Here is a 24478-nt window from a genome sequence, read left to right as displayed (position 1 = left end):
CCACCCATCCTACGGCTGCCGTCAGAAACCCTGGCCGCCCGCGTAGTTCTCGAAGCGGGTGTTCTCGCCGATGAAGGTCAGCCGGACCGTACCCGTCGGGCCGTTACGGTGCTTGCCGATGATCAGCTCGGCCGTGCCCTTGTCCGGCGAATCCGGGTTATAGACCTCGTCCCGGTAGATGAACATGATGATGTCCGCGTCCTGCTCAATGGCGCCCGATTCGCGCAGATCCGACATCACCGGGCGCTTGTTGGGCCGCTGCTCCAGACTGCGGTTGAGCTGGGACAGCGCGATGATCGGTACGTGCAGTTCCTTCGCCAGCGATTTCACCGAGCGCGAGATTTCCGACAGTTCGGAGGCGCGGTTGTCACCTTCCCGGGTGCCGCTCATCAGCTGCAGGTAGTCGATCACCACCAGGCCGAGCCGGCCGCACTGGCGCGCCAGCCGGCGCACCCGCGCGCGCAGGTCGATCGGATTGAGGCCGGGCGTCTCGTCGATGTAGAGCGGCGCGTCGTAGAGCTTGCCCATCGCCATCGTCAGCCGCTGCCAGTCGTCGTCGGTGAGCCGCCCGCTGCGGATCTTCTGCATGTCGATGCGGCCGACCGAGGAAATGAAGCGGGTCGCCAGCTGCGTGCCCGGCATTTCCATCGAGAAGATCGCCACCGGCAGGCGCTGCTCGATGGCGATGTGCTCGGCGAGATTCAGTGCAAACGTGGTCTTGCCCATCGCCGGGCGGCCGGCGACGATGATCATGTCCGAAGGCTGCAGACCGGAAGTCTTGTCATCCAGATCCACCAGCCCGGTCGGCACCCCGGTGACTTCGGACGGATTGTCGCGATCGTAGAGCTCCTGCACCCGATCGACGACCTGCTTGAGGATGGGCTGGATCGACACGAAACCGCTGGCATGGCGCGCGCCGGCTTCGGCGATCTCGAACACCTTGGCCTCGGCCTCGTCGAGCAGGGCCTTGGCATCCTTGCCCGACGGGCTCAGCGCGCTCGCGGCGATCTCGTCCCCCACCGCCACCAGCTTGCGCAGGATCGCCCGCTCGCGGACGATCTCGGCATAGCGCCGGATATTCGCTGCCGACGGCGTGTTGTTGGCGATTTCCGCGAGATAGGCGAGCCCACCCGCCTGCTCGGCCTCGCCGCTCTTTTCCAGCGACTCGTAGACCGTGACGACGTCGGCCGGCCGACCCTGATCGATCAGCCTGGTGATGTGCCGATAGATGCGGCGATGGTCGTCCCGGTAGAAATCCGCCTCGTTCGCCAGGTCGGCGACGCGCTCCCAGGCCTGGTTGTCGAGCAGGATGCCGCCAATCAGCGACTGCTCCGCCTCGAGCGAATGGGGCGGAAGCTTGATGTGCGCGATCTGGGGATCGGGCAGGTAATCAGGGAAACCGGAAGACGAAGAACTCATCACGAACACCCTTGGGGAGCAGCATCCCGCATTCTAGTTAGAAGGGGCATACGGTGCTGCGCCCACATTGGAGCCCGGTGCCGCAGCAGCACCAGGCACAAACACTGCACCAGGAAGCAAAAAGGGCCGCCTCGGAAGGCAGCCCTTTTCATCTGCGTACGAAAACTCGCAGGAATTACTGCTGGTCGCCGACCACTGCAACGGTGATGGTGGCCACGACGTCGGCGTGCAGGCCGACTTCGAGCTGGACTTCACCGACTTGCTTCAGCGGGCCTTCCGGCATGCGGATGGAGGCACGATCGATTTCGAAACCCTGGGTGCCCAGCGCTTCGGCGACGTCGGCGTTGCCGACCGAACCGAACAGGCGGCCGTCCATGCCGGCCTTGCGGGTGACCTGGACCGACACGCCTTCCAGCTTGCCGGCCAGTTCCTGGGCGGCGGCCAGCTTTTCGGCCTGGACGCGCTCGAGTTCGGCGCGGCGGGCTTCGAACTCGGCCATGTTGGCTTCGGTGGCGCGCTTGGCCTTGCCTTGCGGAATCAGGTAGTTGCGGGCGTAGCCGTCCTTGACCTTGACCACGTCACCCAGGGCACCGAGGTTGACGACCTTTTCGAGAAGAATGATCTGCATGTGTTCGCTCCTCTCTTACTGGTGCAGGTCGGTGTAAGGCATCAGGGCCAGGAAGCGGGCACGCTTGACGGCGACCGACAGCTGGCGCTGGTAGCCCGCCTTGGTGCCAGTGATGCGCGCCGGCATGATCTTGGCGTTTTCGGTGATGAAGTCTTTCAGGATATCCACATCCTTGTAGTCGACTTCTTCGATCTTCTCGGCGGTGAAGCGGCAGAACTTGCGGCGCTTGAACAGACCACGGCCGCCGCGATCATCCTTCTTCTTGAACTTGGACTTGGGCTTGAAAGCCATTTCAGTTTCCTTCCAGAAATTCGATTGTATTCAGGTGCAGCACCGGGCTTCGACTGCGCAGGCTCCTCGCCGCGAGGAAGCCGCTGATCCGCACCGCCGCCCCGGGTTTCGCCGCTGCCAGCACGCCGGCGAGATCGCCGACCGCCACCGCCTGCATCTCGACCGAAACGTCGCGGGCCAGGCCCGCCTCGATCTGCTTCGATTCATGTGCCAGCACACAGCTTGCAACCGGCACACCTGCAGGGGTTCGACGCAAGGGCAGCAACTCTGCCAGACGCGCGTCGAGGCGCAGTTCGTTCAACCCGGGATCAGGCAACTCAGGCGGCAGCCGCTTCGCTGTCGGCCGGCTTGGCTTCTTCGGTCGAAGTGGTCAGCGAGCGCGACTTTTCTTCCTTCATCATCGGCGAAGGCGTGGTGACGGCCTTCTTCATCTTGATGATGAGGTGGCGCAGCACGGCATCGTTGAACTTGAAGGCGTGCTCGAGTTCGGCCAGCGTTTCGCCGTCGCACTCGATGTTCATCAGCACGTAGTGGGCCTTGTGCACCTTCTGGATCGGGTAGGCCATCTGGCGGCGGCCCCAGTCTTCCAGGCGGTGGATCTGGCCGTTGCGGCCGGTCACGAGCGTCTTGTAGCGCTCGACCATCGCCGGCACCTGCTCGGACTGGTCCGGGTGGACGATGAAGACGATTTCATAATGTCGCATGCAAACTCCTTGCGGTTGGTTGTTGCAGCTCCCCGGCATGCGGTCCGGTGGAGCAAGGAAAGCCCGGCAGTCTAACAAGAACGTCTGAAAAATCAAAGCCCGGATGCCATTCCTTCCTCGCAAGACTGCTTACACTCTGCCGCAGCGCACGAATCGCCGCCTCGACTAGCATCCGGTCATCGAACGACATCATTCACGCAAGGGCACAGACGAGGCAGACCATGAATCCCACTCCCTTCACTCGCAGGATCCTTGCCGCCCTGATCTGTGGCGGCATTCTCGCCGCTGCGGCACCGGCGATGGCAGGCGGCCACGATCGCGGCTGGCACCAGAAGAAGCATCACCACGCGCAGCATCGCGGCTGGGACAAGCGCACCGTGTATCGCGAGAAGGTCATCATCCGCGAACGCCCGCGCCATTTCCGCGAACGCGAGGTGCACCACCACCATCACTACGCGCCGCCCTACCGCGAACGCAGCTATGGCTATGCCTACGGCCGTGCGCCCGCGGTGGTGATCGGCTTCGACGTTCCGCCGATCGTCATCCCGCTGCGCTGAGGGCACGCCGGCCGGCCCCGTTCAGCGCGGCCGGCTGTCCCAGATCTTCTGCAGGCGCTTGACCGATACCGGCATCGGCGTGCGCAATTCCTGCGCGTACAAGCCCACGCGCAGTTCTTCCAGCAGCCAGCGGAACTCCTCCTGCGCCGGGTCTTCCACACCGGCGCGGCGGCGCGCCTGGCGCTCCCGCTCCCAGGCCTGCGCCAGGCCTTTCCATTCGGCCATCGACTGCGCGTCACGCGCCGGATTGTTGCGGAGTTTGTCCAGCCGCACCGAAGCGCCTTTCAGATAGCGCGGGAAATGCGCCAGCCGCTCCCACGGGAACGCCAGCAGGAAATCCTTCGGCAGCAGCGCCGCCAGTTGCGCCTGGATGTCCGCCACCGCGTCGGGGAAGGTCTTCAAACCTGCCAGACGCTTCTGCAAGGCCGCGTGTTCGGCCAGCAATTGCCCGGTCAGGCGCATGAACTCCTGCGCGACCAGGCTGACACGGGGCTTGGCCTCGGCGCAGCGCCGCGTGAAGCCATCGGCACTGGCCGGCAAGGGTTCGAGCAGGCAGCAGCGGGCCAGCGTCGCTTCGACCAGGCGCGCCTTCAATTCGTTTTCGGTGCCGAAATTCATGTATTGCAAAGCCAGCTCGCGCAGCCCGGGCAGGCGCTCGACCGCCTTCACCTGATCCTTCAGGTTGAGCGCGAACAGCCGCGCCAGGCCGCGCCGATGCACGCGCGCCGCTTCCTCCGGAGTGTCGTAGGGGCGCAGCGACACGCTGTCGCCGTCGTCGTACAGGGCAGGGAAACCGATCACTTCCCGCCCGGCGACGCGCACCTCCAGCAACTCGGGCAGATCACCGAAAGACCAGGCGGTGAAGCCGGAGAGGCTTGGCACCGGGGTTTCGGCCACCGGCACAGAGCTCTCCTGCCCGGCGCGCCCCTGCTCCTCCGTCTTGCCCACCCGATCCTTCGCTGACGCAGCCGTTCGCGCCTCGCCGCCCGTCCGGCCAGCCGCAACATGCTGTGCAGTTTTTCCGCCCCCGGCCATGCCCGCCCCGGATAGCGCCTCCGCCATCGCGCCGCCGATCCTCGCCGCCGAAAACCGTGCCGCCACCTGGTCGCGGAAGCGCGCACGCAGTTCCATCAGGTTGCGCGACTGCCCCATCACCCGGCCGTGCTCATCGACGACGCGGAAGTTCATGAAGCAGTGCGGCTTCAGGTTCTCCGGCCGGAAGCTCTCGAGCGGCAGCTTCAACTGCACGCGCTCCTCGACGAAACGCTGCAGCATCTTCAGCAAGGGCTCGCCGGTATCGAACTCGCCCGCTTCGCAGGCCGCCATGAAGGCCGCCGCGCTGTCGGCCACCGGCTGCAGGCGGTGGCGGTGCTTCTGCGGCACGGTCTTCATCAGCGCCGCGACCTTTTCCTCCAGCAGGCCGGGCACCAGCCATTCGCAGCGGCTGGCGGGAATCTGGTTCAGCATCGCCAGCGGCACCGTCAGCGTCACGCCGTCGTCGGCCTCGCCCGGCTGGTGCAGATAGGCCAGCTTGAGCTTCTGGCCGAGCACTTCCATCGCCGCCGGGAAGCGGTCGGTGGTGACGCCTTCGGCTTCGTGCCGCATCAACTGCTCGCGCGACAGGTGCAGCAGCTTCGGCTCGGCCTTCTCCGCTTTCTTGCGCCAGGCTTCGAAACCGGCGACGTCGCAGACTTCCCCCGGCAGCTTGCTGTCGTAGAAAGCTTCGATCAGCGCCTCATCCACCAGCACGTCGGGACGGCGCGACTTGTGTTCCAGGCGCTCGATTTCCGCCACCAGGCGCTGGTTGTGGGCCAGGAAAGCCATGCTGCGCGCGGCGCCGTCGGCGATCTCGCCCTGCACCAGGCCTTCGCGGATGAAGAATTCGCGGCACAGCGCCGGGTCGATGTCGCGGTAGGCGATGACGCGGCGCGGATAGATCACCAGGCCGTACAGCGTGCCGCGCTCCCAGGCCCGCACCGCGCCGGAGGTCTTCGACCAGTGCGGCTCGAACACCTGCCGCCGCAGCAAGTGGGCACCGACCTCCTCGACCCATTCCGGCTCGATGCGGGCGATGCAGCGGCCGAACAGGCGCGAGGTCTCGACCTGCTCCGCCGCCATGATCCACTTGCCGGCCTTCTTCGCCAGCGCCGAGCCGGGATGCGGCCAGAACTTGATGCCGCGCGCACCGAGATAGGCGCCGGCCTGTTGCCCCGAAGCATCCTCGATCCGGCAGCCGACGTTGCCGAGCAGGCCGGCGAGCAGCGCCTTGTGGATGGCTTCGTAATTGGCCGGCTGGTCGTTTTCCTTCCAGCCGTGCTCGGCGCCCAGCGCATGCAGCTGGGCGAACACGTCGCGCCACTCGCGCATCCGCATGGGGTTCAGGAAGTGCTTCTTGCACCAGGCTTTCTGCTTGCTGGACGATTCGTGGCGCTGCACTTCGTCCCAGGCCTTCCACAGCTGCCAGTACCACAGGAACTCGGACTTCTGGTCCTGCTCGCCGCCGCGGAAACGGGCATGGGCCTGGTCGGCCGCGCCTGGGCTGTCCTGCGGGCGCTCGCGCGGGTCCTGCACCGACAGCGCGGCGGCGATCACCAGCACTTCGGCCAGCGCGCCGCGGTCGCGCGCGGCCAGGATCATGCGGCCGATGCGCGGATCGAGCGGCAGCTTCGCCAGCTCGATGCCGCTCGGCGTCAGCCTGCGTTCATCGTCGTCGGTGACCGCACCGAGTTCGGCGAGCAGCGCGTAACCGTCGCCGATCAGGCGCGAGCCGGGCGCGTCGATGAAGGGGAAATCCTCCACCGCGCCGAGCTTCAGCGATTTCATGCGCAGGATCACGCCGGCCAGCGAGGAACGCAGGATCTCGGGATCGGTGTGCGCTTGGCGGCGCTTGAAGTCGTCCTCGTCGTAGAGGCGGAAGCAGATGCCGTCCATGACCCGGCCGCAGCGGCCGGCACGCTGCTGCGCCGCCGACTGGGCGATCTTCTCGATCTGCAGTTGCTCGACCTTGTTGCGCGCCGAATAGCGCTTGACCCGCGCCAGGCCGGTATCGACCACGTAGCGGATGCCGGGCACGGTCAGCGAAGTTTCGGCGACGTTGGTCGACAGCACCACCCTGCGCCCGTTGGACGGCGAAAACACCCGCGCCTGCTCCTGCGCCGACTGGCGCGCGAACAGCGGCAGGATTTCGGTGCCGGGCAGGTGATGTGCCTTTCTCAGCGCCTCGGCGGCCTCGCGGATCTCGCGCTCGCCGGGCAGGAAGACCAGCACGTCGCCCGGGCCGCAGCGCTGCGCCTCATCGACCGCATCGACCAGCGCATCCAGCAGATCGCGGTCGCGGCTCCTGCCGCCATCCTCCCGGCGCCGCTCGCCACGCTCCCCCCTCGTTGCAGCCGGGCGCGCCGCCGTGGCGGCATCCCCGTCGCTTTCCACCGGCCGGTAGCGCAGCTCGATCGGATACAGGCGGCCAGAGACCTCGATCACCGGCGCGGGCCGGCCGGCGGCAGCGGCGAAATGCCTGGCGAAGCGTTCCGCATCCAGCGTCGCCGAGGTCACGATCAGCTTCAGGTCGGGCCGGCGCGGCAGCAGCGTCTTCAGGTAGCCGAGCAGGAAGTCGATGTTCAGGCTGCGCTCGTGCGCCTCGTCGATGATCAGGGTGTCGTAGGCGGCGAGCAGCGGGTCGGTCTGCGTCTCGGCGAGCAGGATGCCGTCGGTCATCAGCTTGACGTGGCTGCGCTCGCCGGTCCTGTCGGTGAAGCGGATCTTGTAGCCCACCGCCTGGCCCAGCGGGCTGTTCAGTTCCTGTGCGATGCGGCTCGCGGTGGCGCGCGCCGCCAGCCGGCGCGGCTGGGTGTGGCCGATCAGGCCGGCCACGCCGCGCCCCAGCGTCATCGCGATCTTGGGCAACTGGGTGGTCTTGCCCGAGCCGGTTTCGCCGCAGACGATGATGACCTGGTGCTCGGCCATCGCCGCCGCGATCTCGTCGCGCCGCGCCGACACCGGCAGTTCGGGCGGGAAGTCCGGCACCGGCAGGGCGGCGCGGCGGGCGGCGAAGGCAGCGCGCGAGCGCTCCAGCAGGGCATCCAGATCGGCCTGCAGGCGGGCATGCCGCTCCTGCGCCTTCGGCTCTGCGCCCGGACCGCGTGCCAGCTCGCGGCTCAGCCGCCGCAGGCGCGGGCGGTCGGCGCTGAGGCAGTCGCCGAAAGCCTCGCCGGGCTTGCGTACTTCGGACGGGCGGCGTGCGCCCCGGTGTTCAGCCCTCATGGATGGACGGTCGTTTTCATCAGGCCGCGCATTATCCCCCGCATCGCCCCCTGCGGGCACGGCGGTGCGACAATGGCGGGGTTTCCGTTCGCCTTCAGCCTCCGTGCCGACCATGACCGCCCGTCCGCTCGCCGCCATCGTCTATGCTCCCACCGACAACATCGAGCTGCTGCTCGCCGAAGCGGTCCGCCGCCTCGCCTCGCGCGGCGTGAAGCTGGGCGGCGTGCTGCAGCACGACATCGCCGACGCCCATGCCACGTCCTGTGGCATGGAGCTCGAGAATCTCGAGACCGGCGAGCGCATCCCGCTGACGCTGGAGCCGGACAACAGCAATTCGGCATCCTGCCGCCTCGACCCCGATGCGCTGGCGCGCGGCGCGGTCGCGGTGCGCGGCGCACTCGGCCGCGGCGCCCAGCTCATCGTCATCAACAAGTTCGCTGCGCAGGAAGTGTCGGGCGCCGGCCTGCGCGACGAGGTCGGCGAATCCATGCTCGCCGGCGTGCCCCTGCTGACCGCGGTGGGAGAGCGCTTCCTCGACGAATGGGCGGCTTTCACCGGCGGCGAATACACCCGCCTGAAGCCCGCGCTCGACGACATCCTGGCGTGGTGGGACGCCGTGCGGGCCGGAGCCTGAGGTGCAGTGCCGCGCCGGCTGCGCTGCCTGCTGCATCGCGCCATCGATCACGTCGCCGATTCCCGGCATGGAAAACGGCAAGCCCGCCGGCATGCGCTGCATCCAGCTCGACGGCGACGACCGCTGCCGCCTGTTCGGCGACCCGCGCCGCCCCGCGGTATGCGGCAGCCTGCAGCCATCGCTCGAGATGTGCGGCAACGGCCGGGCGCATGCACTGCGCTTTCTCGACCGCCTCGAAGCGATGACATCGCCGTGACCCCGGCCGCACTGCAACATTCCCGGCGGTATAATCGCGCGCTCCCTCCCCAGCCCCTCCCGCAGCCGCATGGATCTCCCTCTTCTCCTCGTCGCGCTCATCCTCGGCATCGTCGAAGGCCTCACCGAATTCCTGCCGGTGTCGTCCACCGGCCACCTGATCATCGTCGGCGACCTGCTCGGCTACAACGACGACACCAGCAAGGTGTTCAAGATCGTCATCCAGCTGGCCGCGATCCTCGCCGTGTGCTGGGACTATCGCGAACGCCTGATCAAGGTCGCCGTCGGCCTGCCCACGGAGCCGGCCGCGCAGCGCTTCGTCGGCATGCTGTTCATCGCCTTCCTGCCGGCCGCGGTGCTCGGCCTGATGTTCCATTCCACGATCAAGGGCCTGCTGTTCAACCCGATCACGGTCGCCACCGCGCTGGTGGTCGGCGGCCTGATCATCCTCTACGTGGAAAAGCGCGCCTACCATCCGCGCATCAACGACGTGGACGAGATGGGCTGGGGCGACGCCCTCAAGGTCGGCTTCGCCCAGGCGCTGGCGATGATCCCCGGCACTTCGCGCTCGGGCGCGACCATCATGGGCGGCGTGGTCTTCGGCCTGTCGCGCAAGACGGCGGCGGAGTTCTCCTTCTTCCTCGCCATCCCGACGATGTTCGCCGCCACCGCCTACGACCTGTACAAGAACTGGGACCTGCTGCGGCTGGAAGACCTGCCGGTGTTCGCGGTCGGCTTCGTCGCCTCCTTCGTCGCCGGCATGTGGGCGGTGAAGAGCTTCATCAAGTTCATCTCCAACCACACTTTCATCGCCTTCGCCTGGTACCGCATCGCCTTCGGCCTGTTCGTGCTGGCGACCTGGTATTTCGGCTGGGTGGAATGGTCGGAAATCTGACGGAGACAGCGTGATGATCGTCTACCTGCACGGCTTCCGCTCGGCACCGGCCTCGATCAAGGCCCGGGCGCTGAAGGCGCGCATGATCGAATGCGGACTCGGCGAGTACTTCTGGTGCGAGCAGTTGCCGGTGTCGCCGCGCGCGGCGATCGCGCTGGCCGAAAGCGCCATCGAGCGCGCCCGGGCGGCCGGCCTGACACCGACCGTGGCCGGCAGCTCGCTCGGCGGCTACTACGCCACCTGGCTCGCCGAACGCCACGGCCTGCGCGCGGTGCTGGTCAATCCGGCAGTGGTCGCGCCGCTGTCGCTGGAGGCCTACGTCGGCATCCAGGACAACCTCTACACCGGCGAGCGCTTCGAATTCACCCACGGCCACATCGACGAACTACGCGCGCTCGAAGTGCCCGCCATCACCCGGCCCGAGCGCTACTGGCTGCTCGCCGAAACCGGCGACGAAGTGCTCGACTACCGCCATGCGGTGGAGAAGTACGCCGGCGCCCGCCAGACGGTGCTCGAAGGCGGCGACCACGGCTTCTCGCGCTGGAACGACTACCTCGACGCCGTCATCGACTTCGCCGGCCTCGGCGGCGCCCCGCGCTGATCACGGCTTCACCGCACCGGCGCGCACCCTGACTGCTGTCGCACAACGCCCCACCTGATTTTCGTACGAACGCCCGGCGCCCTCTTCTCCCTTCCGGCACTCATGAACACCTCCGCCATCGAGCAGGCCGAACGGCGCCGCGGCATGCTGGCCGCGCTGGCTGCATTCTCCATCTGGGGCCTGTCGCCGCTGTACTTCAGGGCCGTCGGCAGCATCCCGCCCTTCGAGATCGTCGCCCACCGCATCCTGTGGTCGCTGGCCTTCCTTGCCGGCCTGCTCGCCTTCCTGCCCTTCACCGGCGGCTTCGCGCGCGTCCGCGAAGTCTGCCGCCAGCCGCGCCTGCTCGGCCTGCTGGCGCTCACCGCGCTGCTCACCGGCAGCAACTGGCTGGTGTTCATCTGGTCGATCGACGCCGGCCGCCTGCTCGAAGCCACGCTCGGCTACTTCATCAACCCGCTGGTCAGCATCGCCCTCGGCGCCGCCATCCTCGGCGAGCGCCTGCGCCCGCTGCAGCGCGTCGCGGTGGCGATCGCGATCGCCGGCGTAGCCTGGCGGGTGTGGCAGCTCGGCAGCCTGCCGTGGATCTCGCTCTATCTGGCCGGCACCTTCGGCCTGTACGGCCTGCTGCGCAAACGCGCGCCGATCGAAGCCGTCAGCGGGCTGTTCATCGAAACGCTGCTGGTCGCGCCGCTGGCGCTCGCCGGCCTGGCCTGGATGCATGCCGGCGGCACGCTCGGCTTCGGCAGCGGCGCCGCCGCCGACTGGCTGCTGCCCCTGAGCGGCATCATCACCGCGCTGCCGCTGATGCTGTTCACCGCCGGTGCGCGCCGCCTGCCGCTGGCGACCATCGGCTTCATGCAATACCTCGCCCCCAGCCTCGGCTTCATCATCGCGATCAGGATCTTCCGCGAGCCTTTCGATGCCGGCCAGTTGATCGGCTTCCTGCTGATCTGGATCGCGCTCGCGGTCTATTCGGTGGACATGGTGCGCGCCGCGCGCCGGCCGCGCTGACGCCCCCCGTGCAACCGCCGCGCCGCACGGCGGTCGACACGGCTTTAGGGCAAGCCGCCCGAATCCAGTAAACTACGCAGCTTGCTTTTTTCAGGCGGATGCCGATGTTCGTGCTGTATGAAGAGGACGGGGCCTTCAAGGCCGGCACGATCCTCGCCGACAACCAAGCCACGCTGCAGGTCGAGAACACCCACGGCAAGCGGGTGAAGCTCAAGCGTGCCAACGTGCTGCTCGAATTCCGCGAGCCCGGGCCCGCCGACCTGCTGAGCCGCGCCGAAGCCGGCGCCGAGGAGCTCGACATCGAGTTCCTGTGGGAAGTGTGCGGCGACGACGAGTTCGCCTTCGCCGATTTCGCCGCCGAATACCAGGGCCATCCGCCCAGCGCGGTCGAAGCCGCCACCCTCCTGCTGCGCCTGCATTCGGCGCCGATCTGGTTCCATCGCAAGGGCAAGGGGCGCTTCCGCAAGGCACCGGCCGAGATCCTGCAGGCGGCGCTCGCCGGCCTGGAGAAGAAGCGCCAGCAGGCCGCGCTGATCGAGCACATGCGCGCCGAACTGGTCGAGGGCCGGCTGCCGCCCGAGCTGGCGGCGCTGCTGCCGCAGGCGCTGTACCGCCCCGACCGCAACCGCAACGAGATCAAGGCGCTGGAAGCCGCCTGCGTCGATACCGGGCTGTCGGCCGCACGCCTGCTGCTCAAGTGCGGCGCGCTGGGCTCGAGCTACGACTTCCACTACAAACGCTTCCTGTTCGAGCATTTCCCCGACGGCGCCGATTTCCCCGCCTTCGCCCCGGCGGTGCTGCCGGCCGGGCTGCCGCGCGCCGAGGTCGCCGCGTTCTCGATCGACGACGCCTCGACCACCGAGATCGACGACGCCTTCTCGGTCGTGCCGCGTGCCGAAGGCGGCTGGCGCATCGGCATCCACATCGCCGCGCCGGCGCTGGGCTTCGCCCGCGGCACCGAGCTCGACGCCGTCGCCCGCCGCCGCCTGTCGACCGTCTACATGCCCGGCGGCAAGATCACCATGCTGCCCGACGAAGTGGTGCAGACCTTCACGCTGAGCGAAGGCCGCGACTGCCCGGCAGTGTCGCTGTACCTCGACATCACCCCCGGCCTCGCCATCGTCGGCGAGGAAAGCCGGGTCGAGATGGTGCCCATCGTCGCCAACCTGCGCCATCACGACATCGAGCCGCTGTTCAACGACGACACCGTGCACGGCGACGGCCCGGACTTTCCGTGGAAGCGCGAGCTGACGCTGCTGTGGGATCTGGCAACGGTGCTCGAAGCCGGCCGCGGCAAGGCCGGCGGCAACGAGGACCGCATCGACTTCGGCTTCAGCGTGGACTGGAACCAGGACACCGCCGACGGCCCCGGCTTCGTCAGCATCGGCCGGCGCCTGCGCGGCTCGCCGATGGACAAGCTGGTCGCCGAGTTGATGATCCATGCCAACGTCACCTGGGGCCGCCTGCTCGACGAAGCCGGCGTGCCCGGCCTGTACCGCGCCCAGGGCGGCGGCAAGGTGCGCATGACCACCGTCGCGGCGCCGCACGAAGGGCTGGGCGTGGAGTGCTACGCCTGGTCCAGCTCGCCGCTGCGGCGCTACGTCGACCTGGTCAACCAGTGGCAGATCATTGCCGTGCTGCAGGGCACCGAGCCGGCCTTCGCGCCGAAGTCGGCCGACCTGATGGCGGCGCTGCGCGACTTCGAGCTGACCTATGCCGAATACGCCGAATTCCAGCGCGGCATGGAGCGCTACTGGTGCCTGCGCTGGCTGCGCCAGCACGGCCGCGGCGAAGTCGACGCCACGGTGCTGCGCGAGAACGTCGTACGCCTGAACGAAATTCCGCTGGTGTTCCGGGTGCCGTCGATGCCGCTGCAACTGCCGGGCAGCCAGGTACGGCTGGTGGTGGAGGGCACCGACCTGCTCGATATCGAGGTCGACGCGCGCTTCCTGCGCACCCTGGCCGAACCCGAGCAGCAGGACGAAAGCCAGACCGCGGACGCCTTCGGCCCGCTCTGAGCCCCGGCGATGGCACAGGCCCTCAGCGCTCGCACACCAACGGCCGCCGCCCTGCGCAAGGGCAATCGCCTGCTGGCCGGGGCCTTCGCCGTTTCGCTGGCGGTGCACGCCCTGCTGCTGAGCCTGCAGTTCCGCATGCCGGACGCCAAGCCGGCGGCCAGGGATCCGGGGCTGGCCGTGGTGCTGGTCAACGCCCGCCATGCCCGGGCGCCGGAAAAAGCCGACGTGCTGGCGCAGGCCAACGTCGATGCCGGCGGCACCTCTGAACAGGAAGCCCGCCCCACCTCGCCGCTGCCGCCCCAGCCGGCGCAGCGCGAAGGCGACGCCCTGGTCGAAGCCAAGCAGCGCACGCAGGAACCGGTGCGCGAGCAGAAGCAGGTCATCACCCGCGAGAAATCCCCCGCCAAGGTCGCTGCCGCGCCGGCCAAGGCCGAACAGCCCGCCCCGGCACCGCAGCCCAGCGGCCTGGATCTGCTCGACAGCGCCGCCGCGATCGCCCGCCTCGAAGCGGAGATCGACCGCAAGCTGGACGAAATCGCCAAGCGCCCGCGCAGGACCAGCATCGGCTCCAAGGCCAGGGAATACCGTTTCGCCCAGTACGTCGAGGACTGGCGCCTGAAGGTCGAGCGCGTCGGCACGCTGAACTATCCGGAAGCCGCACGCGGCCGCCTCTACGGCAGCCTGCTGCTGAGGGTGTCGATCAAGGCCGACGGCAGCGTCGAGGAAGTCGTCGTCAATCGCAGCTCCGGGCACAGGCTGCTGGATGACGCCGCCGTGCGCATCGTGCGGATGGCCGCCCCCTACGCCCCCTTCCCGCCCGACATCCGCCGGGATACGGACATCATCGAAATCACCCGCACCTGGACCTTCACCAACAACAATCAGGTTCGCGCCAACTGAGACATCCGCCATGGACCGCTACGCCGTCATCGGCCATCCGATCGCCCACAGCAAGTCGCCGCAGATCCACGCCGCCTTCGCCCGCCAGACCGGGCAGGACATGAGCTACGAGGCCATCCTGGCACCGCTCGACGGCTTCGCCGCCACGGTGCAGGCCTTTCGCGACGGCGGCGGCCGCGGCATGAACGTGACCGTGCCCTTCAAGCTCGAGGCCTTCGCCCTCGCCGACCGCCTCACGGCGCGCGCGCAGGCCGCCGGCGCAGTCAATACGCTGGCCTTCGGCGACGACGGCATCCTCGGCGACAACACCGACGGCGCCGGCCTGGTGCGCGACCTGACGGCCAACCTCGGCTGCACGCTCACGGGCCGGCAAGTGCTGCTGCTGGGTGCGGGCGGCGCCGCACGCGGTGCGCTGCTGCCGCTGCTGGCCGCGGGCCCGGCGGCGCTGACGATCGCCAACCGCACGCTCGCCAAGGCCGAAGCGCTCGCCGCCGCCTTCCTGCCCAACGCGGCAGCGACACGGCTGTCCGCCTGCGGCTTCGACGAACTGGCCGGCCGGCGTTTCGATCTCGTCATCAACGCCACCGCCGCCAGCCTGGCCGACGAAGCGCCGCCGCTGCCGCCCGGCCTGTATGCCGACGGTGCCTTGGCCTACGACATGATGTACGGCCGCGGCGACACGCCGTTCATGGCCGCAGCCCGTGCCGACGGCGCCGCAGGCGTGGCCGACGGCTTGGGCATGCTGGTCGAGCAGGCGGCCGAAAGCTTCACGCTGTGGCGCGGCCTGCGCCCGGACGGCGCCACCGTCCTCGCCGAGCTGCGGCGCCGGCTCGGCGCCGGCTGAAACCGGCATGCCCACCCGGCCCGGCTGGCTCGGAGTGCTCTGGCGCGGGCTGCTCGTGCTCGCGCTGCTGTTGCTGTTCTGGCAACTCGTGCTGTTGACCCAGGTCATCTGGTGGAGCCGCTTCGATCCGGGCAGCACCAGCTTCATGCGCATGCGGCTGGCCGAACTGCGCGAATCCGATCCCGAAGCCACGCTGCGCCACCAGTGGGTCGATTACGAACGCATTTCCATCCACCTGAAGCGCGCCGTGGTCGCCGCCGAGGACGACCGCTTCCTGGACCATGGCGGCTTCGACTGGACGGGCATCCAGCGTGCGCTGGAAAGGAACGAGCAGCGCGGCCGCCTCGCTGCCGGCGGCTCGACGATCTCCCAGCAGCTCGCCAAGAACCTGTTCCTGTCGCCATCGAAGAGCTGGCTGCGCAAGGGCCAGGAAGCCGTGCTGACGGTGATGATCGAGACCACCTGGGACAAGCGCCGCATCCTCGAGGTCTACCTGAACGTGGTCGAATGGGGCAACGGCATCTTCGGCGCCGAAGCGGCAGCGCAACGCTACTACGGCACCTCGGCGGCGAACCTGGGGCCGGCGCAGGCCGCCCGGCTGGCGGTGATGCTGCCCAACCCCCGGCGCTACGAGCACAACTACGGCCCCCGCCTGGCCGCCCACGCCAACCGCATCCAACGCCGCATGCAGGCCTCGCAAGTCCCCTGAGCGGCATTCCCTCGCCGCCATTCGTTGCAATGCAGCAAATTTTCCACGCGACGGTGTACAAGGGTCGCAAGCGTCACATCAAGCCCGTAGAATCCAGGGTTCCGTCCCCCCAGCCGGCAGCCCCCCATGACGCAGGAAGAGGAACTCCATCCCGACGACGTCCAGCAGCACCTGCGCGAAGTGCAGGAGCTGCTCGCACGCCAGAAAGTCGTCGAAGACCTCGTCCACCGCCAGGACATGCCGCGCCACGAACTGGTCGAGACGCTGGTGCACAAGCAGCACGAAGCCGCGCTGCAGACCAAGCTGGACGAACTGCACAACGCCGACATCGCCTACATCCTGGAGGCGCTGCCGCTGGAGGAGCGCCTCTACGTCTGGGATCTGGTCAAGGCCGAGCGCAACGGCGAGATCCTGCTCGAAGTCTCGGACGCGGTGCGCGAATCGCTGATCGAGACGATGGCGCCCGAAGAGCTGAAGGCCGCCGCCGAATCGCTCGACGCCGACGAACTCGCCGACCTCGCGCCCGACCTGCCGCCGGAAGTCATCCAGGACGTCTTCCAGTCGCTCGACACCGAAGGCCGCGAGCAGCTGCGCACGGCGATGTCCTATCCCGAGGACTCGGTCGGCGCACTGATGGACTTCGACATGGTGACGGTGCGCGAGGACGTCAGCCTCGAAGTCGTGCTGCGCTACCTGCGCCGCTTCGACGACCTGCCCGACCACACCGACAAGCTCTTCGTCGTCGATCGCGAAGACCACCTGAAGGGCATCCTGACCCTCGAGACGCTGCTGATCAGCGACCCGGAGCTGGAGGTCGCCGAAGTGATGCGCTCTGAAACGGTGATCAGCTTCACCCCCGAAGACGAGGCCGACGACGCCGCCCAGGCTTTCGAGCGCTACGACCTGGTTTCCGCACCGGTTGTCGATGGCGAGAAGCGCGTGATCGGCCGCCTGACCGTGGCCGACGTGGTCGACTACATCCGCGAGGAGTCCGAGGCGGAAATCCTGAGCAATGCCGGCCTGCGCGAAGAGGAGGACATCTTCGCCTCGGTGTGGGATTCGGTGAAGAACCGCTGGGCCTGGCTGGCGATCAACCTGGTCACGGCCTTCGTCGCCTCGCGCGTGATCGGCCTGTTCGAGGATTCGATCGAGAAGCTGGTGGCGCTGGCCACGCTGATGCCGATCGTCGCCGGCATCGGCGGCAATTCGGGCAACCAGACGACGACGATGATCGTGCGCGCGATCGCGATGGGCCAGGTCGAGCAGTCCGCCATGCAGCGCCTGCTGAAGAAGGAACTGGGCGTGGCGCTGATCAACGGCGTAGTATGGGGCGGGCTGCTGGGCCTGCTGGCATGGTGGCTGTACGATAGCGTTTCGCTGGGCGCCGTGATGACCGGCGCGATGACGCTGAACCTGCTGCTGGCAGCCAGCGCCGGCGTTCTGATCCCGATGCTGCGCCAGCGTCTGGGCGCCGACCCGGCGATCGGCGGCTCGGTGATGATCACCGCGCTCACCGATTCGGGCGGTTTCTTCATTTTCCTGGGGCTGGCGACGCTGTTCCTGCTCTGAGCGGCCATGCCCGCCAGCGCGGCCCCATCGGGAGCAATCCCCTGCGGGAGGTGTCCCGCCCGCAGCGAACAGGAGCTCGACCCGCCATGAATGACGATCCGAATCCCGCCGGCCTCCACCGCCTGATCACCGGGCAGATGGCGGACGCCCTGATCTATGCCGACCGCAACGGCATCATCCGCGTCTGGAACAGCGCCGCCGAGGCGCTGTTCGGCTTTCCGGCCGCCGCAGCCATCGGCCAGAGCCTGGACCTGATCATCCCGGAACGGCTGCGCGCGGCGCACTGGACCGGCTTCGACCGCGCACTGGCGAACGGCGCCACCCGCCTCGGCCGCCGCGCGATGCTGACCCGCGCACAGAACCAGGCGGGCGAAACGATCTACGTGGAAATGAGCTTCGCCGTCGTCGCCGATCCGGCAACGGGCGTGCTCGGCTCGGTGGCGGTGGCCCGCGACGGCACCGCCCGCCGTGAACTGGAGCTCGCCCGGCGCGCGGCTTCCTAAGCCAGCGCCGCGAACACCTCGCGCGCCGTCGCCACGGTCGCGTCGATCTCGGCCTCGCCGTGCGCGGCCGACACGAAGCCGGCTTCGAAGGCGGACGGCGCGAAATAGTGGCCGGCGTCCAGCATGGCGTGGAAGAAACGGCTGAAGCGATCCTTGTCCGCCGCCATCACTTCGGCGAAGGAAGCCGGCACCTTGTCGGCGAAATACACGCCGAACATGCCGCCGACCGAATCGGCGCTGAACGTCACGCCCGCCGCCCGCGCCGCAGCGCTCAAGCCATCGGCCAGGCGCCTGGCGCTGGCCGTCAGGCCCTCGTAGAAACCCGGCTCGCGCGTCAGCTTCAGCGACACCAGGCCCGCCGCCACCGCCACCGGGCTGCCCGACAGCGTGCCGGCCTGGTACACCGCGCCCAGCGGCGCGATCTTTTCCATGATGTCGCGGCGGCCGCCGAAGGCCCCTACCGGCATGCCGCCGCCGATCACCTTGCCCAGCGTGGTCAGGTCGGGCGTGATGCCGTACAGGCCTTGCACGCCCTGCGGGCCGACGCGGAAGCCGGTCATGACCTCGTCGAAGATCAGCACCGCGCCATACTGCGTGCACACCCGGCGCAGGCCTTCGAGGAAGCCGGGGCGGGGCTTGATCAGGTTCATGTTGCCGGCCACCGGCTCGACGATGACGGCAGCGATCTCGCCGCCGCGGGCCTTGAACACATCCTCGACCTGCTGCAGGTCGTTGAAGTCGAGCACGATGGTGTGCTTGGCGAAGTCGGCCGGCACGCCGCCCGAGGACGGGTTGCCGAAAGTCAGCAGGCCCGAGCCGGCCTTCACCAGCAGGCTGTCGGCATGGCCATGGTAGCAGCCCTCGAACTTGACGATCGCGTCGCGGCCGGTGAAGCCGCGCGCGAGGCGGATCGCGCTCATCGTCGCCTCGGTGCCGGAACTGACCAGGCGCACCATGTCGACCGAAGGCAGCAGCGCACAGATCAGTTCGGCCATCTCGATCTCGCCTTCGGTCGGCGCGCCGAAGGACAGGCCTTTCAGCGCCGCCTCGCGCACCGCCTCGACGATCGCCGGGTGGGCGTGGCCGGCGATGGCCGGCCCCCAGGAGCCGACGTAGTCGATGTAGGCCTTGCCGTCGGCATCCCATACGCGCGCGCCCTCCGCCCGTTCGAGGAAGCGCGGCGTGCCGCCGACCGAGCGGAAGGCACGGACCGGCGAATTGACGCCGCCGGGAATGGTCTGCTGGGCACGCTGGAAGAGGGTTTCGTTACGACTGGTCATGGTGCGATCTATCCTGGACTGCATTCGGAAAGGCGCCATTGTCGCGCCCACAGCCCCCCCGGTCCACCACACGGATCAAGAACGCCCTCCCTTGCCGCGGCTTCGCGCACCGGCGCGGCGACGGCAGAAAAGGCGAGCAGCGGGCGAGCGGCGCCGAAAATCAGGGCGAGACGAACAAGGCCCGGTAGGCGGCGGCCCGCGCCGCCGGGTCGGGCGCCGCGAATACGTCGCCGATCACCGCGATCAGGTCCGCGCCGGCGGCGACCACTGCGGCGGCGTTGCCCAGCGTGATGCCGCCGATCGCCGCCACCGGCAAGCCCAGCTCCGCCTTCGCCTGGCCGAGCAGCGAGAACGGCGCGGGCGGCGCGGAAGGCTTGGTGGAGGACGGGAACATGGCGCCGAAAGCGACGTAGTCCACGCCGGCGGCAGCGCCGGCGCGGGCGCGCGACAGGTCGGCGTAGCAGGTCACGCCCAGAATGCAGCCGCTGCCGAGCGCCCGCCGGGCGGCGGCGGGATCGCCGTCGTCGCGGCCGAGATGGACGCCGTCGGCACCGACTTCGAGCGCCAGCGCGAGATCGTCGTTGATGATCAACGGCACGCCCGCCGCACGGCACAGCTCCCGCAGCGCCGCGGCCTGCGTGCGCCGCTGCGCCGCTGCGGCGAGCTTGTTGCGGTATTGCAGCAGTGCCGGCCGGCCGGCCAGCACCTGCGCGGCCAGGGCGACGAGCCGCTCGTCGTCGGTTTCGTCGGGCGTCACCGCATACAGGCCGCGCAAGGCCATGCTCTCACTCATCGCCCTCTCCATCGTTGCCGCTCTTGCCGCGCGCCCAGAAGAAACGGTCGGGCAACGCCCGTCCCATGCCGGCCCGGTAGGCATGGCGCAGCGCCTGCTGGGTGAACTCCTGCGCTTCGCGCACCGCCTCGGGCAGGGCCATGCCGTGCGCCAGCGCCGCCGCAGCGGCGGCCGCCAGCGTGGTGCCGGCGCCGAGGAAGCGCCCGCCGAGACGCGGCCAGACGTCGGTGCGCAAGCTACCTTCTTGCCCGAGCAGGCGATTGACGACCTCGGGCGCGTGCTCGCCGCCGCCGGTCAACAGGATGTATTCGGTGCCGCAGTCGAGCACCCGTTCGATGGCATCGTCGAGCCCCGGCAGTTCGTCGCTGTCGTCGCCGCCATCGGCGACGCCGGCCAGGCGGCACAGCTCGTGCCGGCCGACCACCAGCAGCGTGGTCTGCGGCAGCACCAGGTCGGCCAGCGCCGCGGCCATTTCGTCGCCGGCCTCGCCCAGGTCGCCGGCGGCATACAGCGCCGGCTCGACCACCAGCGGCAGGCCGGGGTAGTCGGACAGTACCTCGGCGATGGCGAGGGCATTGTCGACGCTGCCGCAGAAGCCGAGCTTGAAGCCTTCGACCGGGATGTCCTCGAGCACCGCACGCGCCTGCGCGACGACGATCTCGACATCCTGCGGCCATATTTCGTCGGCGCTGCGCGTATCCCGCAAAAGGGCCGCGGTCTGCACCGGCAGGGGGTGGCATCCCATGCTCGACAGGGTCAGCACGTCGGCCGCGAGGCCGCTGCCGGCCGTCGCATCTCCCGCACCGAAACACAGCACGGCCGGCGGCAAGTCCGGAATTTCAATCGGCATGGGTGAGAAGTCCGCCACGGAAGCGGCATTTAGGAATGGGTTAAGATGCGCCTGATTTTACCCTCAGCCTCAACCTGGGTCGAACCATGGCCGACACTGCTTACAAGACCTGGATGTGCCGGATCTGCGGCTTCATCTACGACGAAGCCGCGGGCCTGCCGGACGAAGGCATCCCGCCCGGCACCCGCTGGGAGGACATTCCGGCCGACTGGACCTGCCCCGACTGCCAGGCCGGCAAGGACGATTTCGAACTGATCGAGATCTGAGCCCCCGGCCCCTCGGCACGATGAACAACCAAGGATGACTTGAATGGACATTGCCGGACTGAAAGTCATGGTCATCGACGACAGCAACACCATCCGCCGCAGCGCCGAAATCTTCCTCGGCCAGGCCGGATGCGAAGTCCTGCTCGCCGAAGACGGCTTCGACGCCCTGGCCAAGATCACCGACCACAAGCCAGACGTGATCTTCGTCGACATCATGATGCCCCGGCTGGACGGCTACCAGACCTGCGCGCTGATCAAGAAGAACGCGCGCCTGACTTCCACCCCGGTGATCATGCTGTCGTCCCGCGACGGCCTGTTCGATCGCGCCCGCGGCCGCATGGTGGGCTCGGACGAATACCTCACCAAACCTTTCACCAAGGACAGCCTGCTCAAGGCCGTCTCGACCCACGCCCGCCGTGACGCGGCGCGCTGAATCCCTTTTCCGCAGGACTTCGACAATGCCGATCAGCACGATTCTCGTGGTGGACGACTCCCCCACCGAACGCCTGGCCCTGCAGGAGCTGCTGTCCCGCGAGGGCTACAAGGTCCTGACCGCCGAATCCGGCGAACAGGCCGTGGAGCGCAGCAAGGCCGACAAGCCCGATCTGATCCTGATGGACGTCGTCATGCCCGGCATGAACGGCTACCAGGCCACCCGCACCATCTCGCGCCACGAGAGCACGCGCAGCATCCCGATCATCCTGTGCACCAGCAAGGGCCAGGAGACCGACAAGATCTGGGGCATGCGCCAGGGTGCCCTGGCCTACCTGGTCAAGCCGGTCGACCACGACGAACTGCTCGCCCGCATCCGGGCCATCGGCTGAGGCGGCCATGGCCAGACGAAGCAGCCTGCGCGAATTCCAGGAACGCCTCGCCCGCCGCCTCGCCGAAGCCCGCACGGCCGACCGCCGCGGCCTGCTCGGCTTCCAGGCGGGCAGCGAGAACTGGCTGATCGACCTCGCCGAGGCCGGCGAGATCCTGCCGCCGCCGCCGCTGGCCGCGGTACCGCTGACGCAGCCCTGGTACCGCGGCCTGGCCAATGTGCGCGGCACGCTGTACGGCGTCGTGGACCTGGCCAGCTTCCACGGCCAGGCGCCGACACCCCTCGGCGGGCGCTCGCGCCTGCTGCTGGCGGGCACCCGGCTCGGCATCCACAGTGCGCTGCTGGTGACGGCGTCGGCCGGCCTGCGCAGCGCCGACGATTTCGAGGCCGACCCTGGCGCTGGCGACGCGCGCCCCTGGGTCGGCAAGCGCCTGCGCGACGCCCGGGGCCATCCCTGGCTGCAGCTCGACGCCGCCAGACTGCTGGCAGCCCCCCGCTTCCTGGACGCCTCGGTCGAATGAATCCTCCGGCCTTCCGCCCGACTCCCGCTTACCCCACGCACATGGTGGAGCACGCAACATGGCATTGAAACTCTTCGGCAAGAAAACGGCCTCCGCAGACAACGACAGCGCGACCATCATGGAGTCGCCGCCGGCCCGCAAGGCGGAGCAGCCGCCGGCCGGCACGACGGGGATGCGCAACTACGGCATCCTGTTCGGCATCTTCGCCCTCGCCACCGCCGGCCTGGTGGTGTTCCAGCAGCGCGAATCGGCCAACGCCACGCTGCAGATCAGCGCCTCGAGCGAAATCCAGATGCTGTCGCAGCGTATCGCCAAGTCGGCCCAGCTCGCGCTGCGCGGCGACAACGCTGCCTTCGCCGAACTCGGCAGCAGCCGCGACCGCTTCGCCACGCTGCTGCAGGCGCTCGAACAGGGCGGCAGCATCGACGCCACCAGCATTCCGCCGGTGACGGCCTCGCTCCGCCCGCAGGTCGAAGCGCTGAGCGCCGCCTGGCAGGGCACCGAGCGCAACGCCGCCCAGTTGCTGTCGCAGCGCCAGAGCCTGGTCACGCTCGGCAGCGCCGTCGCCACGATCACCAAGGATGACGCCGCGCTGCTGGAGCAGAGCGAAAGGATCGCTCGCCAGCTCGGCGCCGACGGCGCCGCGGCAGGCCCGGCCAGCCGCAGCATGATGCTGAGCCAGCGCATCGCCAAGAATGCCAACGCCCTGCTGGTGGGCGACAGCATCGAGCCGGAAGTCGCCTTCGTCCTCGGCCGCGACATCGAAACCCTGCGCAGCGAGATCGACGCGCTCGCGCAGCTCGCCGGCGACGGCGAGCTGCGCGACAGCGTCGCCGCGCTCGCCGCCGCGGCCACGCCCACCTTCGAAGCCGCCGGCGAGATCCTCGGCAACATCCAGAAATCCGTGCAGGCCAAGCAGGCCGGCAGCCGCATCTTCGGCGACTCGGTGCCACTGCTCGCCCGCAGCACCGAACTGACCGAGGGGCTCAAGCAGGCCCACGGCGGCCTCGGCTTGCTCCACGCCCTGATCGCCGCCAGCGCGCTCGCCAGCGTGCTGGCGCTGCTGGCGATGGCCCGCGCCTACCGCAGCGACATGGCCCGGCGCCGCGCCGCCGCCGAGCAGCAGCGCCAGGACGCCGAGAACGAGCGCAACCTCACCCAGCAGGCCATCCTGCGGCTGATGAACGAAATGGGCGACCTCGCCGACGGCGACCTCACCGTGCGCGCCACCGTCACCGAGGACATCACCGGCGCCATCGCCGACTCGGTCAATTACACCGTCGAAGAGCTGTCGGTGCTGGTCAGCCGCATCAACGACGCCGCCACCCGCGTGACCTCGGCCACCGAAGCCGCGCAGCGCACCTCGCGCGAACTGCTCGGCGCCACCGAACGCCAGTCGCGCGAAATCGAGGAAGCCGGCGCCACCGTGCAGCGCATGGCGCAATCGATGACCGACTCGTCCGAGCGCGCACTGCAGTCCGCGCAGGTGGCGAGGCGTTCGCTGGATGCCGCGCGCAAGGGCGCGAACGCGGTGGAAAACACCATCCGCGGCATGAACGGCATCCGTGGCCAGATCCAGGAAACCTCGAAGCGCATCAAGCGCCTGGGCGAATCCTCGCAGGAGATCGGCGAGATCGTCGAGCTGATCTCGGACATCACCGAGCAGACCAACGTGCTCGCGCTCAACGCCGCCATCCAGGCCGCCTCGGCCGGCGAAGCGGGCCGGGGCTTCACCGTCGTCGCGGAAGAAGTGCAGCGCCTGGCCGAACGCTCGGCGGAAGCGACCAAGCAGATCGCCGCGATCGTCAAGACCATCCAGACCGACACCCAGGACGCGGTGGGCGCGATGGAAAACGCCACCCGCGACGTCGTCGCCGGCACCCAGCTGTCCGACGCCGCCGGCCAGGCACTGTCCGAGATCGACCAAGTCTCGCTCGAAGCCGCCCGCCTGATCGAGCGGATCTCGACCGACACCCAGGAACAGGCCGCCACCGCCAGCCGCGTCGCCGAGACGATGAAGAACATCCTCACCGTCACCGAGCAGACCACTTTCGGCACCCAGCAGACCGCGGTGTCGATCGGCCAGCTCGCCGATCTCGCCGTCGAACTGAAGGGCTCGGTCTCGGGCTTCAAGGTCTGAGCCCCAT

General features: G+C 68.7%; 26 protein-coding genes. 17 read left to right on the top strand and 9 right to left on the bottom strand.

Annotated elements, in window-relative coordinates; all coding sequences use genetic code 11:
• Positions 1-21: 21 nt before the first annotated feature.
• From dnaB to rpsF, 5 genes are all read right to left on the bottom strand, one after another.
• Positions 22-1419, bottom strand: coding sequence for a replicative DNA helicase (gene dnaB / locus TBU01S_RS04065; RefSeq protein WP_174524505.1), 1398 nt, complete (start codon positions 1417-1419; stop codon positions 22-24).
• Between the two features lie 175 nt (positions 1420-1594).
• A complete protein-coding gene (rplI, locus tag TBU01S_RS04060) occupies positions 1595-2047 on the bottom strand; it encodes a 50S ribosomal protein L9 (RefSeq protein WP_068635351.1) in 453 nt (150 codons plus the stop codon).
• 15 nt (positions 2048-2062) lie between these two features.
• Positions 2063-2338: a 30S ribosomal protein S18 gene (gene rpsR, locus TBU01S_RS04055; RefSeq protein WP_002933051.1), complete on the bottom strand. Its 276-nt coding sequence runs from the start codon at positions 2336-2338 to the stop codon at positions 2063-2065.
• Between the two features lies 1 nt (position 2339).
• Positions 2340-2654: a primosomal replication protein N gene (gene priB / locus TBU01S_RS04050; protein ID WP_068635350.1), complete on the bottom strand. Its 315-nt coding sequence runs from the start codon at positions 2652-2654 to the stop codon at positions 2340-2342.
• A gap of 1 nt (position 2655) precedes the next feature.
• Positions 2656-3042: a 30S ribosomal protein S6 gene (gene rpsF / locus TBU01S_RS04045; protein ID WP_068635349.1), complete on the bottom strand. Its 387-nt coding sequence runs from the start codon at positions 3040-3042 to the stop codon at positions 2656-2658.
• A gap of 221 nt (positions 3043-3263) precedes the next feature.
• On the opposite strand from rpsF, the gene TBU01S_RS04040 reads away from it, so the two are divergent.
• Positions 3264-3599 carry a hypothetical protein gene (locus TBU01S_RS04040; RefSeq protein ID WP_068635348.1) on the top strand — a complete coding sequence of 112 codons (336 nt, stop codon included), beginning with the start codon at positions 3264-3266 and terminating at the stop codon, positions 3597-3599.
• A 21-nt stretch (positions 3600-3620) separates the two neighbouring features.
• Here TBU01S_RS04040 and hrpA read toward each other — a convergent pair whose 3' ends face one another.
• A complete protein-coding gene (hrpA, locus tag TBU01S_RS04035; RefSeq protein ID WP_083953455.1) occupies positions 3621-7859 on the bottom strand; it encodes an ATP-dependent RNA helicase HrpA in 4239 nt (1412 codons plus the stop codon).
• Positions 7860-7971: 112 nt separating this feature from the next.
• On the opposite strand from hrpA, the gene TBU01S_RS04030 reads away from it, so the two are divergent.
• The 11 genes from TBU01S_RS04030 (at position 7972) to TBU01S_RS03980 (ending at position 17798) form a co-directional block, all read left to right on the top strand.
• Positions 7972-8493 carry a DUF2478 domain-containing protein gene (locus TBU01S_RS04030; RefSeq protein WP_068635347.1) on the top strand — a complete coding sequence of 174 codons (522 nt, stop codon included), beginning with the start codon at positions 7972-7974 and terminating at the stop codon, positions 8491-8493.
• A gap of 1 nt (position 8494) precedes the next feature.
• A complete protein-coding gene (locus TBU01S_RS04025) occupies positions 8495-8749 on the top strand; it encodes a YkgJ family cysteine cluster protein (RefSeq protein WP_068635346.1) in 255 nt (84 codons plus the stop codon).
• Between the two features lie 69 nt (positions 8750-8818).
• Entirely contained in the window at positions 8819-9643 is an 825-nt protein-coding gene (locus TBU01S_RS04020) for an undecaprenyl-diphosphate phosphatase (protein WP_068635345.1), read from the top strand.
• A 13-nt stretch (positions 9644-9656) separates the two neighbouring features.
• Positions 9657-10244, top strand: a complete 588-nt coding sequence (locus TBU01S_RS04015) for a YqiA/YcfP family alpha/beta fold hydrolase (protein ID WP_068635344.1) — start codon at positions 9657-9659, stop codon at positions 10242-10244.
• A gap of 144 nt (positions 10245-10388) precedes the next feature.
• Positions 10389-11255: an EamA family transporter RarD gene (gene rarD / locus TBU01S_RS04010; RefSeq protein ID WP_068635363.1), complete on the top strand. Its 867-nt coding sequence runs from the start codon at positions 10389-10391 to the stop codon at positions 11253-11255.
• A 104-nt stretch (positions 11256-11359) separates the two neighbouring features.
• Positions 11360-13273: a ribonuclease catalytic domain-containing protein gene (locus TBU01S_RS04005; RefSeq protein WP_068635343.1), complete on the top strand. Its 1914-nt coding sequence runs from the start codon at positions 11360-11362 to the stop codon at positions 13271-13273.
• Between the two features lie 9 nt (positions 13274-13282).
• Positions 13283-14173 (top strand): energy transducer TonB, encoded by an 891-nt coding sequence (locus TBU01S_RS04000; RefSeq protein WP_068635342.1) that lies wholly within the window; start codon positions 13283-13285, stop codon positions 14171-14173.
• Between the two features lie 10 nt (positions 14174-14183).
• Entirely contained in the window at positions 14184-15017 is an 834-nt protein-coding gene (gene aroE, locus TBU01S_RS03995) for a shikimate dehydrogenase (protein WP_068635341.1), read from the top strand.
• Between the two features lie 7 nt (positions 15018-15024).
• A complete protein-coding gene (mtgA, locus tag TBU01S_RS03990) occupies positions 15025-15726 on the top strand; it encodes a monofunctional biosynthetic peptidoglycan transglycosylase (RefSeq protein WP_068635340.1) in 702 nt (233 codons plus the stop codon).
• A gap of 126 nt (positions 15727-15852) precedes the next feature.
• Complete coding sequence (mgtE, locus tag TBU01S_RS03985) at positions 15853-17295, top strand: magnesium transporter (protein ID WP_068635339.1); 1443 nt, start codon at positions 15853-15855, stop codon at positions 17293-17295.
• Between the two features lie 86 nt (positions 17296-17381).
• Positions 17382-17798, top strand: coding sequence for a PAS domain S-box protein (locus TBU01S_RS03980; RefSeq protein ID WP_068635338.1), 417 nt, complete (start codon positions 17382-17384; stop codon positions 17796-17798).
• Here TBU01S_RS03980 and hemL read toward each other — a convergent pair.
• The 3 genes from hemL to thiD form a co-directional block, all read right to left on the bottom strand.
• Complete coding sequence (gene hemL / locus TBU01S_RS03975) at positions 17795-19078, bottom strand: glutamate-1-semialdehyde 2,1-aminomutase (RefSeq protein ID WP_068635337.1); 1284 nt, start codon at positions 19076-19078, stop codon at positions 17795-17797. The genes TBU01S_RS03980 and hemL overlap by 4 nt on opposite strands.
• A gap of 160 nt (positions 19079-19238) precedes the next feature.
• The gene (thiE, locus tag TBU01S_RS03970; protein ID WP_068635336.1) at positions 19239-19871 is read right to left on the bottom strand and encodes a thiamine phosphate synthase; all 633 of its coding nucleotides are present in this window, start codon (positions 19869-19871) and stop codon (positions 19239-19241) included.
• Positions 19864-20721, bottom strand: a complete 858-nt coding sequence (gene thiD, locus TBU01S_RS03965) for a bifunctional hydroxymethylpyrimidine kinase/phosphomethylpyrimidine kinase (protein ID WP_174524504.1) — start codon at positions 20719-20721, stop codon at positions 19864-19866. Before thiD ends, thiE begins: the two co-directional genes overlap by 8 nt.
• A gap of 113 nt (positions 20722-20834) precedes the next feature.
• Between thiD and TBU01S_RS03960 the strand changes: the two genes are divergently transcribed.
• From TBU01S_RS03960 to TBU01S_RS03940, 5 genes are read left to right on the top strand one after another with little or no spacing between them, the layout of a single operon-like run.
• The gene (locus TBU01S_RS03960; RefSeq protein ID WP_439654539.1) at positions 20835-20987 is read left to right on the top strand and encodes a rubredoxin; all 153 of its coding nucleotides are present in this window, start codon (positions 20835-20837) and stop codon (positions 20985-20987) included.
• A 43-nt stretch (positions 20988-21030) separates the two neighbouring features.
• Complete coding sequence (gene pilG, locus TBU01S_RS03955; RefSeq protein ID WP_068635334.1) at positions 21031-21420, top strand: twitching motility response regulator PilG; 390 nt, start codon at positions 21031-21033, stop codon at positions 21418-21420.
• A 25-nt stretch (positions 21421-21445) separates the two neighbouring features.
• On the top strand, positions 21446-21811 hold the full coding sequence (locus tag TBU01S_RS03950; protein ID WP_068635333.1) for a response regulator: 366 nt from the start codon (positions 21446-21448) through the stop codon (positions 21809-21811).
• Positions 21812-21818: 7 nt separating this feature from the next.
• Positions 21819-22331, top strand: coding sequence for a chemotaxis protein CheW (locus TBU01S_RS03945; RefSeq protein ID WP_068635332.1), 513 nt, complete (start codon positions 21819-21821; stop codon positions 22329-22331).
• A 58-nt stretch (positions 22332-22389) separates the two neighbouring features.
• Positions 22390-24471 carry a methyl-accepting chemotaxis protein gene (locus TBU01S_RS03940; protein WP_068635331.1) on the top strand — a complete coding sequence of 694 codons (2082 nt, stop codon included), beginning with the start codon at positions 22390-22392 and terminating at the stop codon, positions 24469-24471.
• Positions 24472-24478 lie beyond the last annotated feature (7 nt).

It is taken from the genome of Thauera butanivorans NBRC 103042 (genome assembly GCF_001591165.1).
Lineage (GTDB): Bacteria > Pseudomonadota > Gammaproteobacteria > Burkholderiales > Rhodocyclaceae > Thauera > Thauera butanivorans.
The sequence above is the reverse complement of the archived record's forward strand: the minus strand, read 5'-3'. Positions and strand labels throughout refer to the sequence as shown.

What these genes read in the sequence shown, in the direction of transcription:
- dnaB (WP_174524505.1), bottom strand. Translation starts at nt 1,419, where the DNA reads ATGAGTTCTTCGTCTTCCGGTTTCCCTGATTACCTGCCCGATCCCCAG.
- rplI (WP_068635351.1), bottom strand. Translation starts at nt 2,047, where the DNA reads ATGCAGATCATTCTTCTCGAAAAGGTCGTCAACCTCGGTGCCCTGGGT.
- rpsR (WP_002933051.1), bottom strand. Translation starts at nt 2,338, where the DNA reads ATGGCTTTCAAGCCCAAGTCCAAGTTCAAGAAGAAGGATGATCGCGGC.
- rpsF (WP_068635349.1), bottom strand. Translation starts at nt 3,042, where the DNA reads ATGCGACATTATGAAATCGTCTTCATCGTCCACCCGGACCAGTCCGAG.
- TBU01S_RS04040 (WP_068635348.1), top strand. Translation starts at nt 3,264, where the DNA reads ATGAATCCCACTCCCTTCACTCGCAGGATCCTTGCCGCCCTGATCTGT.
- hrpA (WP_083953455.1), bottom strand. Translation starts at nt 7,859, where the DNA reads ATGAGGGCTGAACACCGGGGCGCACGCCGCCCGTCCGAAGTACGCAAG.
- TBU01S_RS04030 (WP_068635347.1), top strand. Translation starts at nt 7,972, where the DNA reads ATGACCGCCCGTCCGCTCGCCGCCATCGTCTATGCTCCCACCGACAAC.
- TBU01S_RS04020 (WP_068635345.1), top strand. Translation starts at nt 8,819, where the DNA reads ATGGATCTCCCTCTTCTCCTCGTCGCGCTCATCCTCGGCATCGTCGAA.
- TBU01S_RS04015 (WP_068635344.1), top strand. Translation starts at nt 9,657, where the DNA reads ATGATCGTCTACCTGCACGGCTTCCGCTCGGCACCGGCCTCGATCAAG.
- rarD (WP_068635363.1), top strand. Translation starts at nt 10,389, where the DNA reads ATGCTGGCCGCGCTGGCTGCATTCTCCATCTGGGGCCTGTCGCCGCTG.
- TBU01S_RS04005 (WP_068635343.1), top strand. Translation starts at nt 11,360, where the DNA reads ATGTTCGTGCTGTATGAAGAGGACGGGGCCTTCAAGGCCGGCACGATC.
- TBU01S_RS04000 (WP_068635342.1), top strand. Translation starts at nt 13,283, where the DNA reads ATGGCACAGGCCCTCAGCGCTCGCACACCAACGGCCGCCGCCCTGCGC.
- aroE (WP_068635341.1), top strand. Translation starts at nt 14,184, where the DNA reads ATGGACCGCTACGCCGTCATCGGCCATCCGATCGCCCACAGCAAGTCG.
- mtgA (WP_068635340.1), top strand. Translation starts at nt 15,025, where the DNA reads ATGCCCACCCGGCCCGGCTGGCTCGGAGTGCTCTGGCGCGGGCTGCTC.
- mgtE (WP_068635339.1), top strand. Translation starts at nt 15,853, where the DNA reads ATGACGCAGGAAGAGGAACTCCATCCCGACGACGTCCAGCAGCACCTG.
- TBU01S_RS03980 (WP_068635338.1), top strand. Translation starts at nt 17,382, where the DNA reads ATGAATGACGATCCGAATCCCGCCGGCCTCCACCGCCTGATCACCGGG.
- hemL (WP_068635337.1), bottom strand. Translation starts at nt 19,078, where the DNA reads ATGACCAGTCGTAACGAAACCCTCTTCCAGCGTGCCCAGCAGACCATT.
- thiE (WP_068635336.1), bottom strand. Translation starts at nt 19,871, where the DNA reads ATGAGTGAGAGCATGGCCTTGCGCGGCCTGTATGCGGTGACGCCCGAC.
- thiD (WP_174524504.1), bottom strand. Translation starts at nt 20,721, where the DNA reads ATGCCGATTGAAATTCCGGACTTGCCGCCGGCCGTGCTGTGTTTCGGT.
- TBU01S_RS03960 (WP_439654539.1), top strand. Translation starts at nt 20,835, where the DNA reads ATGTGCCGGATCTGCGGCTTCATCTACGACGAAGCCGCGGGCCTGCCG.
- pilG (WP_068635334.1), top strand. Translation starts at nt 21,031, where the DNA reads ATGGACATTGCCGGACTGAAAGTCATGGTCATCGACGACAGCAACACC.
- TBU01S_RS03950 (WP_068635333.1), top strand. Translation starts at nt 21,446, where the DNA reads ATGCCGATCAGCACGATTCTCGTGGTGGACGACTCCCCCACCGAACGC.
- TBU01S_RS03945 (WP_068635332.1), top strand. Translation starts at nt 21,819, where the DNA reads ATGGCCAGACGAAGCAGCCTGCGCGAATTCCAGGAACGCCTCGCCCGC.
- TBU01S_RS03940 (WP_068635331.1), top strand. Translation starts at nt 22,390, where the DNA reads ATGGCATTGAAACTCTTCGGCAAGAAAACGGCCTCCGCAGACAACGAC.